The sequence below is a fragment of the Ectopseudomonas khazarica genome (assembly GCF_017915135.1).
GTDB lineage: Bacteria > Pseudomonadota > Gammaproteobacteria > Pseudomonadales > Pseudomonadaceae > Aquipseudomonas > Aquipseudomonas khazarica.
Window position 1 is genome coordinate 3278834 of the sequence record NZ_CP068551.1, and the last position, 12384, is coordinate 3291217.

Genomic DNA, 12384 nt, shown 5'->3' on the forward strand with positions numbered 1-12384 from the left:
ATCGGCTCTAGACTGAGCCCATGACACGACTCGTCCTGTTCCTCGGCCTCCTGCTGCTGGCCGGCTGCCAACCGGGCAACGACGGGCTGGCGCTGCAGCGCGACTACCTCGAACGCCTGCAGCGCTCGCTCGACGGTGCGGACTTCGCGCCCTTCGACACGCGCACGCTCAGCCAGTATCGCCTGCCCGCGCGACGCCAGCGCCTGCTGGAGCTGCCGGAACTGCGCATCGGCCTGCTCGATCTGGTGATCGATGCGCGGCGCTGCCCGCACCTGCAGCAACTCATCAGCCAGCGCAACAGCAGCCTGGGCAAGCAGCTCCTGCCCAGCCAGCGCCTGGGTTACGAGGGCGACCTGCTGCGCGCCATCGACGACTGCCTGCCGCACCTGCCGGACAGCGCCAGCCTGAAAGGCACCCTGCAGCGCCTGGCCGCAGAGAAACGCCGGCAACTGCCCGCCGTGTTCTGGAACGCACTCAATGGCAGCCCGGAGTTCGAGCACTACCTGCGTTTCGCCGACCAGGCATTGCCGCTCGGCAGCCAGGAAGACAACGCCGCCCTCGACGCCCTGCAGCGCCTGGCCAGCGTCGGCGCGGCCCTGCCCCGCCAGCTGCCGCCGGGCAGCGACACCCTGGATCCGCTGTTCTTCGCGCTCTACGCCAGCGAGCAAGGCGGCCAGCTGATCACCAGCCTGGCCAGCCTGCGCCACACCCTCGACGCCGGCAGTGAACTGCTGGAGCAGCGCCAGCGCACGCGCCCCCTGTGCCCGCTGGGCCAGGCGACGCCACGCGGGCGCATCCTGCAGAACATCTTCGTCAAATTCTACGCAGGCGGCCTGCAGCCGTACCTGGCGCAGGTCGACCAGCGCGGCCAGCAGTGGCAGGCGGCGCTGCACCAGCTGCAGCGCGTCGAGGGCATTCCAGCGGCCACCCGCGAGCACCTGCAGCGACTGGCTGGCGAACAGGATGGCTTGTGGCAGGCGTTTCGCGCCGCCACGGCGCGCCACGTCAAGGCCTGGCAGAAGGTGCTGAACAGCTGCGGCCTGGCGCCGGGGCAAACGGGATGGAAAGGCGCCGGGCGCGACGCCGAATCCTAGGCTGGCTAGTCCGTCTTCTTGCGGATCCAGTACAGGTAGGTGCCGTCTTCCTCGGCCTGGCCGAGCAGCTCATGGCCCAGGAACACACAGAACTTGGGAATGTCACGACGGGTCGAGGGATCGGTGGCGATCACCTTGAGCAGGCCGCCCGGCGACAGGTCGCGCACCTTGTTGTGCAGCATCATCACCGGCTCGGGGCAGTTCAGGCCACTGGCGTCGAGCAGGTCATCGTGATTGAGGGTCAGGGCTTCGGACATAGGGGGCTCCACAGGCAGGCGCGCATTGTCGCGCAAAGCTGACCTCCAGGTCACCCTGCGCGCACAACCTTGGATGGGCGGCGCATGCTCGCCAACTGCGGCAGAGTGCCTGCGCTCCGGCGTGTCAGGGATGGCCCGCACGCGCGCTCCGGGAGGACTCCGGAACGACGCGGGAGTCCGGGCCGGGCCCCTGCGGCCCGAGCCCGGTTCATCCCCTCACTTGCCGTGGCGGCGCAGATGACAGGTCACTTCCTCACGGTCGTGGTAGAGCTGCTTGCAGCCGATACTGACCTTCATGCCTCGCTCCGCCAGCCCCGACGCGATGCGCTCTAGCAAGCGCCGCACCTCGGCATAGCGCTGCTTCATCGGCAGCTTGAGGTTGACCACCGCCTCGCGGCACAGCCCCTCGCCCAGCCAGGTCTCGATCATCGAGGCAGTGCGCGCCGGCTTCTCGACGATATCGCAGACCATCCAGTGCACCGGATGGCGCGGGCGGAAGGTAAAGCCGTCAGCCCGCTGGTGCACCACGAACCCCGAATACATCAGGCTTTCGGCCATCGGCCCGTTGTCCACGGCGGTGACGCGGATTTCCCGGTTGACCAGCTGCCAGGTCCAGCCACCGGGCGCAGCGCCCAGGTCCACGGCGGTCATGCCCGGCGCCAGGCGCTGGTCCCACTGTTCACGCGGGATGAAGTGATGCCAGGCCTCCTCCAGCTTGAGCGTGGAACGGCTCGGCGCCTCGCGCGGGAACTTGAGGCGCGGAATGCCCATCGGCCACATCGCCAGGTTATCCGCCTCGGCGATGCCGGCGAACACCTCGCGGCCGCTCTTGAAGGTCAGCAGCAGGCGCGGTTTCTTCGCGTCCTCCACCAGCCTGCCGGCCTTGAGCAGCGCCTTGCGCAGCGGGGCCTCGAACTTCTTGCAGAAGGTGGAGACTTCCTTGCCCTCGTTGGTGTCGAGCACCTCCAGCCACAGGCTGCCGCACACCGGGTAGTCGGCCAGTGCCTCCAGCAGCACACTGATGCGCTCGCTCTCCGGCAGCTCGACGAAGCGCCCACGCGCCCACTGCCGCGGGAAGATCAACTGGTTGAAACGCACGCTGCGCATCAGGCGCTCGCAATCGGCCGCATCGTTGCAGACGAACTCGGCGCACGCGCTGCCAGGCTTGGCCTTGGAGTAGCCGGGCACGTCCAGACGAGCCGCGAGGTCGCTGATCTCGGCGCAGACCTCGCCCTCGAAACCGGGGCGGCAATGCAGAAACAGGGTATTCATCAAAGCGTCTCCTTGAGCCGCGCATGATACCTGAGGCGGGAACCTGAGGCCTGCAAACCTGTCCAGCTACTGTGTAGCCATCATCGTTTGAAGCGGCTACGACTGCTCGCAAACCACGCACATTCAAGGATACGGCTCGCAAGACTCGTCAGGCGGGACTAGCTTGAGAGTCTGCCGCCATCAGACATAGCCCGAACCGTGCGGGCCCAAGGAGACGTGCAATGCCCTCCCTCGATAGCCTGAACTGCCGCCGCGAACTGAAGATCGGCGACACCACCTACCACTATTTCAGCCTGCCCGAGGCGGCCCGCCGCCTTGGCGATATCCAGCGCCTGCCCAAGTCGCTCAAGGTGCTGCTGGAAAACCTGCTGCGCAACGAAGACGGCCAGACCGTGAGCGCCGAAGACCTGCAGGCCATGGTCGACTGGCTCGACCAGCGCGCCTCGGACCGCGAGATACAGTACCGCCCGGCACGGGTCCTGATGCAGGATTTCACCGGCGTCCCGGCGGTGGTCGACCTGGCCGCCATGCGCGACGCCATGGCCAGGGCCGGCGGCGATCCGCAGCGCATCAACCCGCTGTCGCCGGTGGACCTGGTCATCGACCACTCGGTGATGGTCGACCGCTACGCCTCCTCCAGCGCCTTCCACGACAACGTCGAGCTGGAAATGCAGCGCAACGGCGAACGCTATGCCTTTCTGCGCTGGGGCCAGCACGCCTTCGCCAACTTCAGCGTGGTACCGCCAGGCACCGGCATCTGCCACCAGGTCAACCTCGAATACCTGGCGCGCACCGTGTGGACGAAGAGCGAGGACGGCGCCACCCTCGCCTACCCCGACACCCTGGTCGGCACCGACTCGCACACCACCATGATCAATGGCCTCGGCGTGCTCGGCTGGGGGGTTGGCGGCATCGAGGCGGAAGCAGCGATGCTCGGCCAGCCGGTGTCGATGCTGATCCCCGAGGTCATCGGCTTCAAGCTCAGCGGCAAGCTCAAGGAAGGCATCACCGCCACCGACCTGGTGCTCACCGTGACGCAGATGCTGCGCAAGAAAGGCGTGGTGGGCAAATTCGTCGAGTTCTACGGCGACGGCCTGGCCGAGCTGCCACTGGCCGATCGCGCCACCATCGCCAACATGGCACCGGAATACGGCGCCACCTGCGGCTTCTTCCCGGTGGATGACATCACCCTCGGCTACCTGCGCCTGTCCGGCCGCCCGGAAGCGAGCGTGCAACTGGTCGAGGCCTACAGCAAGGCCCAGGGCCTGTGGCGTGAAGCCGGGGCAGAACCGCTGTTCAGCGACAGCCTGAGCCTGGACATGGGCAGCGTCGAAGCCAGCCTGGCCGGGCCCAAGCGTCCGCAGGACCGCGTCGCGCTGGGCCAGGTCAGCCAGGCCTTCGACGACTTCGTCGGCCTGCAGCTGAAACCGGCGGCCAGGGAAGAAGGCCGCATGCTCAATGAAGGCGGCGGCGGTACGGCCGTCGGCGGCGACCAGCAGAGCGGCGGGATCGACTACCAGGACGACGGCCATACCCACCGCCTGCAGGATGGCGCCGTGGTGATCGCCGCCATCACCTCCTGCACCAACACCTCCAACCCCAGCGTAATGATGGCGGCCGGCCTGCTGGCCAAGAAAGCCGTGGAACGGGGCCTGCAACGCCAGCCCTGGGTCAAGAGCTCCCTCGCCCCAGGCTCCAAGGTGGTCACCGAGTACTTCGCGGCCGCCGGACTGACCCCCTACCTGGAAAAACTCGGCTTCGACCTGGTGGGCTACGGCTGCACCACCTGCATCGGCAACTCCGGCCCGCTGCGCGAGCCCATCGAGAAAGCCATCGCCAAGGCCGACCTGACCGTGGCCTCGGTGCTCTCCGGCAACCGCAACTTCGAGGGCCGCGTGCATCCGCTGGTGAAGACCAACTGGCTGGCCTCGCCACCCCTGGTGGTCGCCTATGCCCTGGCCGGCAGCGTGCGCATCGACCTCACCCGGGACGCGCTTGGCACCGGCAAGGACGGCCAGCCGGTCTACCTCAAGGACATCTGGCCGAGCCAGGCGGAAATCGCCGACGCCATCGCCAAGGTCGATACCGCGATGTTCCGCAAGGAGTATGCCGAGGTCTTCGCCGGCGACGCGAAATGGCAGGCGATCAGCGTGCCCGAGGCCGATACCTACGCCTGGCAGACGGACTCCACCTACATCCAGCACCCGCCGTTCTTCGAGAACATCGCCGGCGATCCCCCGCGCATCACTGACATCCGCGATGCGCGCATCCTCGCCCTGCTGGGCGACTCGGTGACCACCGACCACATCTCGCCGGCCGGCAACATCAAGGCCGACAGCCCGGCCGGACGCTACCTGCGCGACAATGGCGTGGCCCAGGCCGACTTCAACTCCTATGGCTCGCGCCGTGGCAACCATGAGGTGATGATGCGCGGCACCTTCGCCAACATCCGCATCCGCAACGAAATGCTCGGCGGCGAGGAAGGCGGCAACACCCTGCACATCCCCAGCGGTGACAAGCTGGCGATCTACGACGCCGCCATGCGCTACCAGAGCGAAGGCACGCCGCTGCTGATCGTCGCCGGCAAGGAGTACGGCACCGGTTCCAGCCGCGACTGGGCAGCCAAGGGCACCAACCTGCTGGGCGTCAAGGCCGTGATCGCCGAGAGTTTCGAGCGCATCCACCGCTCCAACCTGGTGGGCATGGGCGTGCTGCCGTTGCAGTTCAAGCCCGGCACCGATCGCAACACCCTCGCACTGACGGGCCAGGAGACGCTGGCCATCGAAGGGCTCGAAGGCGTGGAGCTGCGCCCGCAGATGCCCCTGACCCTGATCGTCAGCCGCAAGGACGGCCAGCAGGAACGGGTCGAAGTGCTGTGCCGCATCGATACGCTCAATGAGGTCGAGTACTTCAAGGCCGGTGGCATCCTGCACTACGTGCTGCGCCAGATGATCGCCAACTGACGCAAATGCCCTGCTGCTTCCTGCGGCAGGGCGCCTATTCTTCGTTGGGCCAGGGACGGCCGCCATCGCGACAGAAATGTGACGCCATTCAAAAAGCGTTACACTCGCAAAAAACGGATTCAGCCCTCAACTTCGCCACTTGCCGGCCGATGACAGGGCATTACAACGACGGATACCTGCCATGCGTAACAACCAACCGGTCACCCAGCGCGAACGCACCTTCCCTGCGCAGCAGCGTCTGATCTCCACTACCGATCTCAAGGGTCAGATCACCTACTGCAACGACGCCTTCGTCGAGATCAGTGGCTTCACCCGCGAAGAACTGCAACGTGCGCCGCACAACATCGTGCGCCACCCGGACGTTCCGCCGGCCGTGTTCGATCACATGTGGACGACCCTCAAGAGTGGCCGCCCGTGGATGGGTATCGTCAAGAACCGCTGCAAGAGCGGTGACTTCTACTGGGTCAACGCCTACGTCACCCCGATCACCGAGAACAACCAGGTGGTCGGCTACGAGTCCGTCCGCGTCAAGCCCAGCGCCGAGCAGGTACGCCGCGCAGAGGCACTCTACGCACGGGTCAACGCCGGAAAGTCGGCCATTCCGGCGAGCAATCAGTGGGTGCCCATCGTCCAGGCGTGGATGCCGTTTATCCTGGTCAGCCAGATCGGTTTTCTCATCGGCCACTGGATGGGCAGCAACTGGGGCTTCATCCTCGCCGCCCTGCTCTCCGTGCCGCTGGGCCTGGCCGGCATCGCCTGGCAGACCCGTGGCATCAAGCGTCTGCTGCGCATCGCCGAGCAGACCACCTCCGACCCGCTGATCGCGCAGATGTACACCGACAGCCGTGGCGCCGAAGCACGCCTGGAGATGGCCATGCTCAGCCAGGGTGCGCGCCTGAAGACCTGCCTCACCCGGCTGCAGGACACCGCCGAGCACCTGACCCAGCAGGCGCGTGAAGCCGACAAGCTGGCCCACAACAGCTCGGCCGGCCTGGAGCGTCAGCGCAGCGAAACCGAACTGGTCGCCACCGCCGTCAACGAGATGGCCGCCACCACCCTGGAAGTGGCCAGTAATGTCGCCCGCACCGCCATCGCCACCCAGGAGGCCAATCGCCTGACCAGCGAGGGCCGCGGCATCGCCGAGGAAACCCGCGAAGCGATCCAGCGCCTGTCGCAGTCGGTGGGCGATACCGGCGAGACCGTCACCCGCCTGGCCCAGGACAGCAATGAAATCGGCGGCGTGGTCGATGTGATCAAGGGCATCGCCGACCAGACCAACCTGCTGGCCCTCAACGCGGCCATCGAAGCGGCCCGCGCCGGCGAGATGGGGCGTGGTTTCGCCGTGGTGGCGGATGAAGTCCGGTCGCTGGCGCAACGCACCGCCGAATCCACCGAGCAGATCCACACGCTGATCGCCAAACTGCAGCGCACCGCCGAAGAAGCGGTGATGACCATGGAAATCGGCCGCAAGCAGGCCGACGAAGGCGTCGAACGCGTGCTGAAGGCCGACCAGGCGCTGTCCGGCATCAGCGATTCGGTCGCCAACATCGCCGACATGGCCAACCAGATTGCTGCCGCCGCGGAAGAACAGAGCGCCGTGGCCGACGAGATCAATCGCAACATCACCACCATCGCCCAGCTGGCCGACCAGACGGCTGGCGAGGCGCAGAACACGGCCAAGCTCAGCCAGGCCCTGACCGGCACCGCCCAGGGCCAGTACGCGCTGGTCGAACGCTTCAACCGCTGACCCCGACCCGGCGCAGTGGCTCAGCCGCTGCGCCGGGTTGCGCACCTGCGCGGTTCCAGGCGCACAGTACGTCCAGCAACGCCCAACCCGAGACCTTCCCCATGAGCTTTGTAACGAAGCGACGAATTCTCTTCGGCGACTGCGACCCGGCCGGCATCGTCTACACGCCACGCATCAGCTACTTCGTCATCGAAGCGGTGCACGACTTCCTGGCTCACGCCCTTGGCGGGCCGGCCATACGCGAACTCTTCGCGATGGGCATTCTGCCTCCCGCCCGCGCGCTGTCGATCGAGTTCCTGGCGCCCATGGCCTGGGACGAGGTCATCGACATCGAGGTGCGCAGCGGCGATCTCACCACCAGCTCATTCTCCTTCTTCGTCGAGGCCCGCAATGCCGCGCACGACGTCACCTTCCGCGCCACCCTCACGCAGGTAGCCGTGTCCCCCGAGAGCAAGCGCCCCATCCCGCTGCCCCAGGCGCTGCGTGACGCCCTGAGCGCGACCTGACGCCCCACGGCGACCCGACACGCGCCTGCATGCGGCGTTTCTGCAGTACCCAGGCGCCGGGCAGCCGTGCAATCATCCGGCACAACGCAGTGCACGCGAAGGGAATGATGAGGCATGAAACGGATAGCCGTTTTCGGCAAGCCAGGTGGCGGCAAGTCCACACTGGGCAGGAAACTGGCACAGGCCAAGGGCCTCGAGCTGTTCCCCCTGGACCTGATGGTCTACCGAGCCGACGGAACCAAGGTGGCGAACGAGGAATACGCCGCGGCGCACCGCGCCATTCTGGACCGGGACGGCTGGATCATCGAAGGTCTGGGCACGCTGGAGTCCTTCTGGCAACGGCTGGAATCCGCAGACACGCTCATCTACGTCGACCTGCCGTACTGGCAGCACTACTGGTTCACCTGCAAGCGACTGCTGCAGAGCGCATGGGTGAGACCGGAAGGCTGGCCGCAGGGCAGCTCCGTGCTGAAAGGCACCCTGGCGAGCTGGAGATACCTGCGCCTGTCACCACGTTTCTGGACCAGCGCCTTGCTCGCCAAGATCGAGGCAAGCGCCGCCGGCAAGGCGCTCTACCACTTGCAGTCGACCGCAGATATCGACGCCTTCGTCAACGCGCATACGGTGCGCCGCTGAACACGCGCCAGTCGATCAACGGCAAATTCAATCCCTCGGTAGCCATCACCATGCCCTTTCCAGCCCATGAATACGACGCACTGATCAGCCTCAAGGGCGTAGGCCCGACCGTCGTTCGGCGACTCGAGCAGATAGGTTTCAACTCACTCGGCGATCTGGCCGAAGCCTGCGTCGGCGATATCGTCAGCGCCGTATCGGCCCAGCTTGGCTCGACCTGCTGGAAGAACAGCCCGCAGGCACGCGCAGCCATCCAGGCGGCCATCGACCTGGCCAGATCCCGTCAGTGAATCCACCCTGCACACAGAGCCAAGGAGCCCGGCATGCCTGCCCACGAGAAGATCGACTATGTCGAATACCCCACCCGCAATCTGCCAGCCAGCAAAGCCTTCTTCCAGGCCGCATTCGGCTGGCATTTCACGGATTACGGCCCGGATTACACGGCATTCGCGGGCGAAGGCCTGGACGGCGGATTCTTCAGCGCCGAGATGTCGGCGCGTAGTGAAAACGGCAGCGCGCTGATCGTGTTCTACAGCGCGCGACTGGAGGAAACGCTGCACAAGATCGAGGCCGCTGGCGGGAAGATCGTCAAACCGATCTTCGCCTTCCCGGGAGGCAGGCGCTTCCACTTCGTCGAGCCCGGCGGCAACGAGTTCGCCGTGTGGTCGGAGCCGGACAGCCAGTAGCCGACACCCTCTGCAGCAGTGCCCGCCCTCGCCCAGGTCCCGTACGCGGTGCCAGGGGTGCGGGAATACCGGCGGAGAAACGCTGTAATAGTTGACCGCCGGCATTCGTTTGACCACTGCCCTGGGTGCACATTAACGTCCCTGCCCTTCACCTCTCGGGCGAGCGTCGCTGCGCCCGGGTCGTGGATGCGGATCATGCTGATCGATGCCCGCCGAGGCCTTGGCCTTCACCTGCCTGCAAGCGGGCCAGCTGAACACCCCGCTCGAACAGGCGGCGCGGAACGGCGAGGGCCAGTTGATTGCACTGCACGATGTCGTCGCCCTGGTGCGAACGCTGCTGGGCCTGTCCGCTGCCAGCCAGGCGCGTGAGCGGTTGCGCGCAGCCATTGCCGATGAGCCCCCCGACTACCTGAACGAGATATCCCGATGCCCGATCTTTCCGTCCATCTGACTACGCCACGTCTGCTGCTGCGCCCACTGGAAGCTGCGGATGCCCCGGCACTGTTCGCAATCTTTTCCGATCCCCAGGTCATGCAGTACTGGAACACCCCGGCCTGGGCCTGCGAGGCCGTGGCACAGGACTTCATCCGCGCGGAATGCCAGGCCATGCACGACGGCCAGCGCCTGACCCTGGCCATCGTCAACAGGGACAGCGGCGAGCTGATCGGCAAATGCCTGCTGTTCAGCTACGAACCCGAGTCGCGGCGCGCGGAGATCGGCTTCGGCATTGCCTCGAGCGCCTGGGGCCGGGGTTACATCCAGGAGGCGGCCCGCGAGCTGCTGCGCCACGGCTTCGAAACCCTGGGGCTCAACCGCGTCGAAGCGGAGATCGACCCGAGCAACGCCGCCTCCGGGCGGGCCCTGGAACGCCTGGGCTTCAGCAAGGAAGGTCTGCTCCGCCAACGCTGGATCATCGACGGGCAGGTATCGGATTCGGCACTCTACGGGCTGCTCAGCGAAGATTGGTATAGCCTTCAGGACAGGCAACAGCAGCGGTGAGGCCATGCAGAGAATCGAGCACATCCGCCAGATGGCGCGCTACAACAGCTGGATGAACGAACGCCTGTACGCTGCGGCTGCCGCTCTGCCCGACGAGGCATTGAGCGCCGAGCGCGGCGCGTTCTTCGGCTCGATCCTGGGTACCCTGAATCACCTGGTGGTGGCCGACCTGATCTGGCTCGGGCGCTATGCCGCACACCCGGCGAACCATCGGGCGCTGCAGGCGCTCGCCGGGCTGCAACGCCCCACGCGCCTGGATCAGCCGATGGCCGCGAACATCCGCGAGCTGACCGCCCTGCGCGTGCAGCTGGACGCCTGCATCGAGGCGCTAGCTGCGGAGATCAATGAAGAGCAGCTGGACCAGCCGCTGGCCTATCGCAACACCAGGGGGATCGAGGCGAGAAAGAACTTCTTCGCCCTGCTGATGCACCTGTTCAACCACCAGACCCACCATCGTGGCCAGGCAACGACCCTGCTCTCGCAGGCCGGGGTGGATGTCGGGGTGACCGATCTGCTGGCCATCATCGCCGACGAGCCCGCGCCATGATGCGCGTGCTCAAGTATGCGCTGATCGCCCTGGGAGCCCTGCTGGCCTGCATCCTGCTGGCCATCGCCATCGTCCTGCTGGTGAACGTCGCCGGCATGGATGCGGACGCCACCTACGAGCTTCGCGGCCGCTACAAGCCGAGCGCCGATGGCAAGACCTACCTGGTCATCGAGCACGACCACGGTGGCAGCTGCGACACGCTCTCGGTGGACGGAAAAAGCTGGTCGGCGCCACTCGACGAGGCAGGAGAGACGACACCAGGGGTGCATTCGATCAGATGCGGCGGCGAGATAGAGATCGAGATCAAGCCCGGCACCCTCTACTACTTCAACTATTGGGGCCCCTAGCGACAGGTTGAGCCGGCGCTATCGGTGCCGGCTCACAGACCCGCCAGTTGCAGCCAGTGCGCGTAGAAGCCCTCGGCCACCTGGTTAAGCGCCCTGACCTTCTCCGGCAGCTGGTCGCGCATCTCGGCGAGGGACTGCTGGCTGGGCTGGCGCTCATCGAGCAAGTGCGCCCAGTCATCGAGCCAGCACTCGATCAGTGGCTCGGTCATCTCCGGGTGGCCCTGCAGCGCCAGCACCTTGTCGCCCCAGGCGAAGGCCTGGTTGTCGCACCAGCGGCTGCTGAACAGCGCCTGCGCGCCCTCGGGCAGGGCGAAGGTGTCACCGTGCCACTGGAAGATGCTGAACGGCTCGGGCAGGTGCACCAGCCAGGGGCTGTCCGTCACCTGCGCATGGCGCTGCATGTCCTGCCAGCCCGCTTCGGTGTAGGGCATCCGCCGAATGCTGGCGCCGAGTGCCTTGGCCAGCAACTGGCCGCCAAGGCAATGACCGATGATCGGCACTTCGCGGGCGATGAGGCGCTGCAGGGCGGCCACCTCGTCGGCGATCCACGGCAAGGGGTCATTGACGCTCATCGGGCCGCCCATCACGGCCACCGCCCTGGGTCGCTCGAGGTCATAGCCACGCAGCTCGCCCAGGTCGACGCGTAACACGTCGAAGCTGCAACCACGCGCCAGCAGCACCTGCGCCAGATGCGCGGGCGGGCAATAATCGATATGGGTCAGGATCAGAACATCGGCCATGAGTACCTCCGCCACGCAGTCTGCGTGATGGCGCTGGCCAAGTCGAGGCTGCCGGTCTGTCCCGGCTCGCCTTCAGCGGCAGGTAAGCCGCGCCCTCCGCCCCTCTTCCCCGGCAGGAAAGAGGAGCAGAACACGCCAGACCACAGGAAAGGCGTGCTAACGGACCGCCGACGCTTTCACCTCCTGGGTTACGCCCCAGCCGTCCAGGGTGCCGCCCAGCGGGACGACAATGGACTCCAGGTCATGCTCGAACGCGCCAATACCGGCATGGGTGGCGTACATCACTTTGCTGATTTGCAGGTGCCAGGCGCCGTCCTCACGGGCGGATACCTGGGCGTTGAGCGACTCGCCGCGAAAATTTCTGGCCGCCATTCTGGCCCGCTCCTCATCGGGAAAAATGGCGTAGAACTCGATCGGGTGGAACTGGGCGAAGTCGAACCCCCCTTCTTTCATCCGACGCAGCACCGAGGTGCTGGAGTCTTCGTGGAAGGCTGTGCTCATAAACGACCTCCTCTCAGGCTATGGATGGATTGACCGCTTTCCCATTGCTACCGCCCGGCTGGACGGTGTCGCGGCCCCTGCTGGCGCCGCCC

Annotated in this window: 15 protein-coding genes; 11 read left to right on the top strand and 4 right to left on the bottom strand. The window is 66.2% G+C overall.

Going from position 1 to position 12384, the window contains the following annotated elements:
- Window positions 1-20: 20 nt before the first annotated feature.
- Window positions 21-1094 carry a DUF3080 domain-containing protein gene (locus JLK41_RS15620; RefSeq protein ID WP_210389317.1) on the top strand — a complete coding sequence of 358 codons (1074 nt, stop codon included), beginning with the start codon at window positions 21-23 and terminating at the stop codon, window positions 1092-1094.
- A gap of 5 nt (window positions 1095-1099) precedes the next feature.
- Here JLK41_RS15620 and tusA read toward each other — a convergent pair whose 3' ends face one another.
- Both tusA and rlmM read right to left on the bottom strand, forming a co-directional pair.
- A complete protein-coding gene (gene tusA, locus JLK41_RS15625) occupies window positions 1100-1351 on the bottom strand; it encodes a sulfurtransferase TusA (protein ID WP_037050659.1) in 252 nt (83 codons plus the stop codon).
- 216 nt (window positions 1352-1567) lie between these two features.
- Entirely contained in the window at window positions 1568-2623 is a 1056-nt protein-coding gene (rlmM, locus tag JLK41_RS15630; RefSeq protein ID WP_037050655.1) for a 23S rRNA (cytidine(2498)-2'-O)-methyltransferase RlmM, read from the bottom strand.
- Window positions 2624-2844: 221 nt separating this feature from the next.
- Here rlmM and acnA point away from each other — a divergent pair, with 221 nt between their 5' ends.
- The 10 genes from acnA to JLK41_RS15680 all read left to right on the top strand — a co-directional run bounded on the left by acnA (window position 2845) and on the right by JLK41_RS15680 (window position 11051).
- Window positions 2845-5586, top strand: a complete 2742-nt coding sequence (gene acnA, locus JLK41_RS15635; RefSeq protein WP_210389318.1) for an aconitate hydratase AcnA — start codon at window positions 2845-2847, stop codon at window positions 5584-5586.
- Window positions 5587-5767: 181 nt separating this feature from the next.
- Window positions 5768-7333, top strand: a complete 1566-nt coding sequence (locus tag JLK41_RS15640; RefSeq protein WP_037050651.1) for a methyl-accepting chemotaxis protein — start codon at window positions 5768-5770, stop codon at window positions 7331-7333.
- A gap of 101 nt (window positions 7334-7434) precedes the next feature.
- Window positions 7435-7839 carry an acyl-CoA thioesterase gene (locus tag JLK41_RS15645; protein WP_210389319.1) on the top strand — a complete coding sequence of 135 codons (405 nt, stop codon included), beginning with the start codon at window positions 7435-7437 and terminating at the stop codon, window positions 7837-7839.
- A 114-nt stretch (window positions 7840-7953) separates the two neighbouring features.
- Window positions 7954-8475 carry a P-loop NTPase family protein gene (locus JLK41_RS15650; protein ID WP_210389320.1) on the top strand — a complete coding sequence of 174 codons (522 nt, stop codon included), beginning with the start codon at window positions 7954-7956 and terminating at the stop codon, window positions 8473-8475.
- Window positions 8476-8525: 50 nt separating this feature from the next.
- Entirely contained in the window at window positions 8526-8762 is a 237-nt protein-coding gene (locus tag JLK41_RS15655; RefSeq protein ID WP_037050646.1) for a helix-hairpin-helix domain-containing protein, read from the top strand.
- Between the two features lie 33 nt (window positions 8763-8795).
- Window positions 8796-9158, top strand: a complete 363-nt coding sequence (locus JLK41_RS15660) for a VOC family protein (protein WP_150605656.1) — start codon at window positions 8796-8798, stop codon at window positions 9156-9158.
- 205 nt (window positions 9159-9363) lie between these two features.
- Window positions 9364-9609: a hypothetical protein gene (locus tag JLK41_RS15665; RefSeq protein WP_244976431.1), complete on the top strand. Its 246-nt coding sequence runs from the start codon at window positions 9364-9366 to the stop codon at window positions 9607-9609.
- A complete protein-coding gene (locus JLK41_RS15670) occupies window positions 9585-10157 on the top strand; it encodes a GNAT family N-acetyltransferase (protein WP_175253803.1) in 573 nt (190 codons plus the stop codon). Before JLK41_RS15665 ends, JLK41_RS15670 begins: the two co-directional genes overlap by 25 nt.
- Before the next feature lie 4 nt (window positions 10158-10161).
- The gene (locus JLK41_RS15675; RefSeq protein WP_210389321.1) at window positions 10162-10704 is read left to right on the top strand and encodes a DinB family protein; all 543 of its coding nucleotides are present in this window, start codon (window positions 10162-10164) and stop codon (window positions 10702-10704) included.
- Entirely contained in the window at window positions 10701-11051 is a 351-nt protein-coding gene (locus JLK41_RS15680) for a hypothetical protein (RefSeq protein ID WP_210389322.1), read from the top strand. The genes JLK41_RS15675 and JLK41_RS15680 overlap by 4 nt, the downstream gene beginning before the upstream one ends.
- Before the next feature lie 32 nt (window positions 11052-11083).
- Here the strand turns inward: JLK41_RS15680 and JLK41_RS15685 are convergent, their stop codons facing one another.
- Both JLK41_RS15685 and JLK41_RS15690 read right to left on the bottom strand, forming a co-directional pair.
- A complete protein-coding gene (locus JLK41_RS15685) occupies window positions 11084-11791 on the bottom strand; it encodes a type 1 glutamine amidotransferase (RefSeq protein WP_210389323.1) in 708 nt (235 codons plus the stop codon).
- A 156-nt stretch (window positions 11792-11947) separates the two neighbouring features.
- Window positions 11948-12292 (bottom strand): ribonuclease E inhibitor RraB, encoded by a 345-nt coding sequence (locus JLK41_RS15690; RefSeq protein ID WP_037050633.1) that lies wholly within the window; start codon window positions 12290-12292, stop codon window positions 11948-11950.
- Window positions 12293-12384 lie beyond the last annotated feature (92 nt).

Excerpts from the sequence above, each read along its gene's own strand:
- JLK41_RS15620 (WP_210389317.1), top strand. The coding sequence starts at position 21 with ATGACACGACTCGTCCTGTTCCTCGGCCTCCTGCTGCTGGCCGGCTGC.
- tusA (WP_037050659.1), bottom strand. The coding sequence starts at position 1,351 with ATGTCCGAAGCCCTGACCCTCAATCACGATGACCTGCTCGACGCCAGT.
- rlmM (WP_037050655.1), bottom strand. The coding sequence starts at position 2,623 with ATGAATACCCTGTTTCTGCATTGCCGCCCCGGTTTCGAGGGCGAGGTC.
- acnA (WP_210389318.1), top strand. The coding sequence starts at position 2,845 with ATGCCCTCCCTCGATAGCCTGAACTGCCGCCGCGAACTGAAGATCGGC.
- JLK41_RS15640 (WP_037050651.1), top strand. The coding sequence starts at position 5,768 with ATGCGTAACAACCAACCGGTCACCCAGCGCGAACGCACCTTCCCTGCG.
- JLK41_RS15645 (WP_210389319.1), top strand. The coding sequence starts at position 7,435 with ATGAGCTTTGTAACGAAGCGACGAATTCTCTTCGGCGACTGCGACCCG.
- JLK41_RS15650 (WP_210389320.1), top strand. The coding sequence starts at position 7,954 with ATGAAACGGATAGCCGTTTTCGGCAAGCCAGGTGGCGGCAAGTCCACA.
- JLK41_RS15655 (WP_037050646.1), top strand. The coding sequence starts at position 8,526 with ATGCCCTTTCCAGCCCATGAATACGACGCACTGATCAGCCTCAAGGGC.
- JLK41_RS15660 (WP_150605656.1), top strand. The coding sequence starts at position 8,796 with ATGCCTGCCCACGAGAAGATCGACTATGTCGAATACCCCACCCGCAAT.
- JLK41_RS15665 (WP_244976431.1), top strand. The coding sequence starts at position 9,364 with ATGCCCGCCGAGGCCTTGGCCTTCACCTGCCTGCAAGCGGGCCAGCTG.
- JLK41_RS15670 (WP_175253803.1), top strand. The coding sequence starts at position 9,585 with ATGCCCGATCTTTCCGTCCATCTGACTACGCCACGTCTGCTGCTGCGC.
- JLK41_RS15675 (WP_210389321.1), top strand. The coding sequence starts at position 10,162 with ATGCAGAGAATCGAGCACATCCGCCAGATGGCGCGCTACAACAGCTGG.
- JLK41_RS15680 (WP_210389322.1), top strand. The coding sequence starts at position 10,701 with ATGATGCGCGTGCTCAAGTATGCGCTGATCGCCCTGGGAGCCCTGCTG.
- JLK41_RS15685 (WP_210389323.1), bottom strand. The coding sequence starts at position 11,791 with ATGGCCGATGTTCTGATCCTGACCCATATCGATTATTGCCCGCCCGCG.
- JLK41_RS15690 (WP_037050633.1), bottom strand. The coding sequence starts at position 12,292 with ATGAGCACAGCCTTCCACGAAGACTCCAGCACCTCGGTGCTGCGTCGG.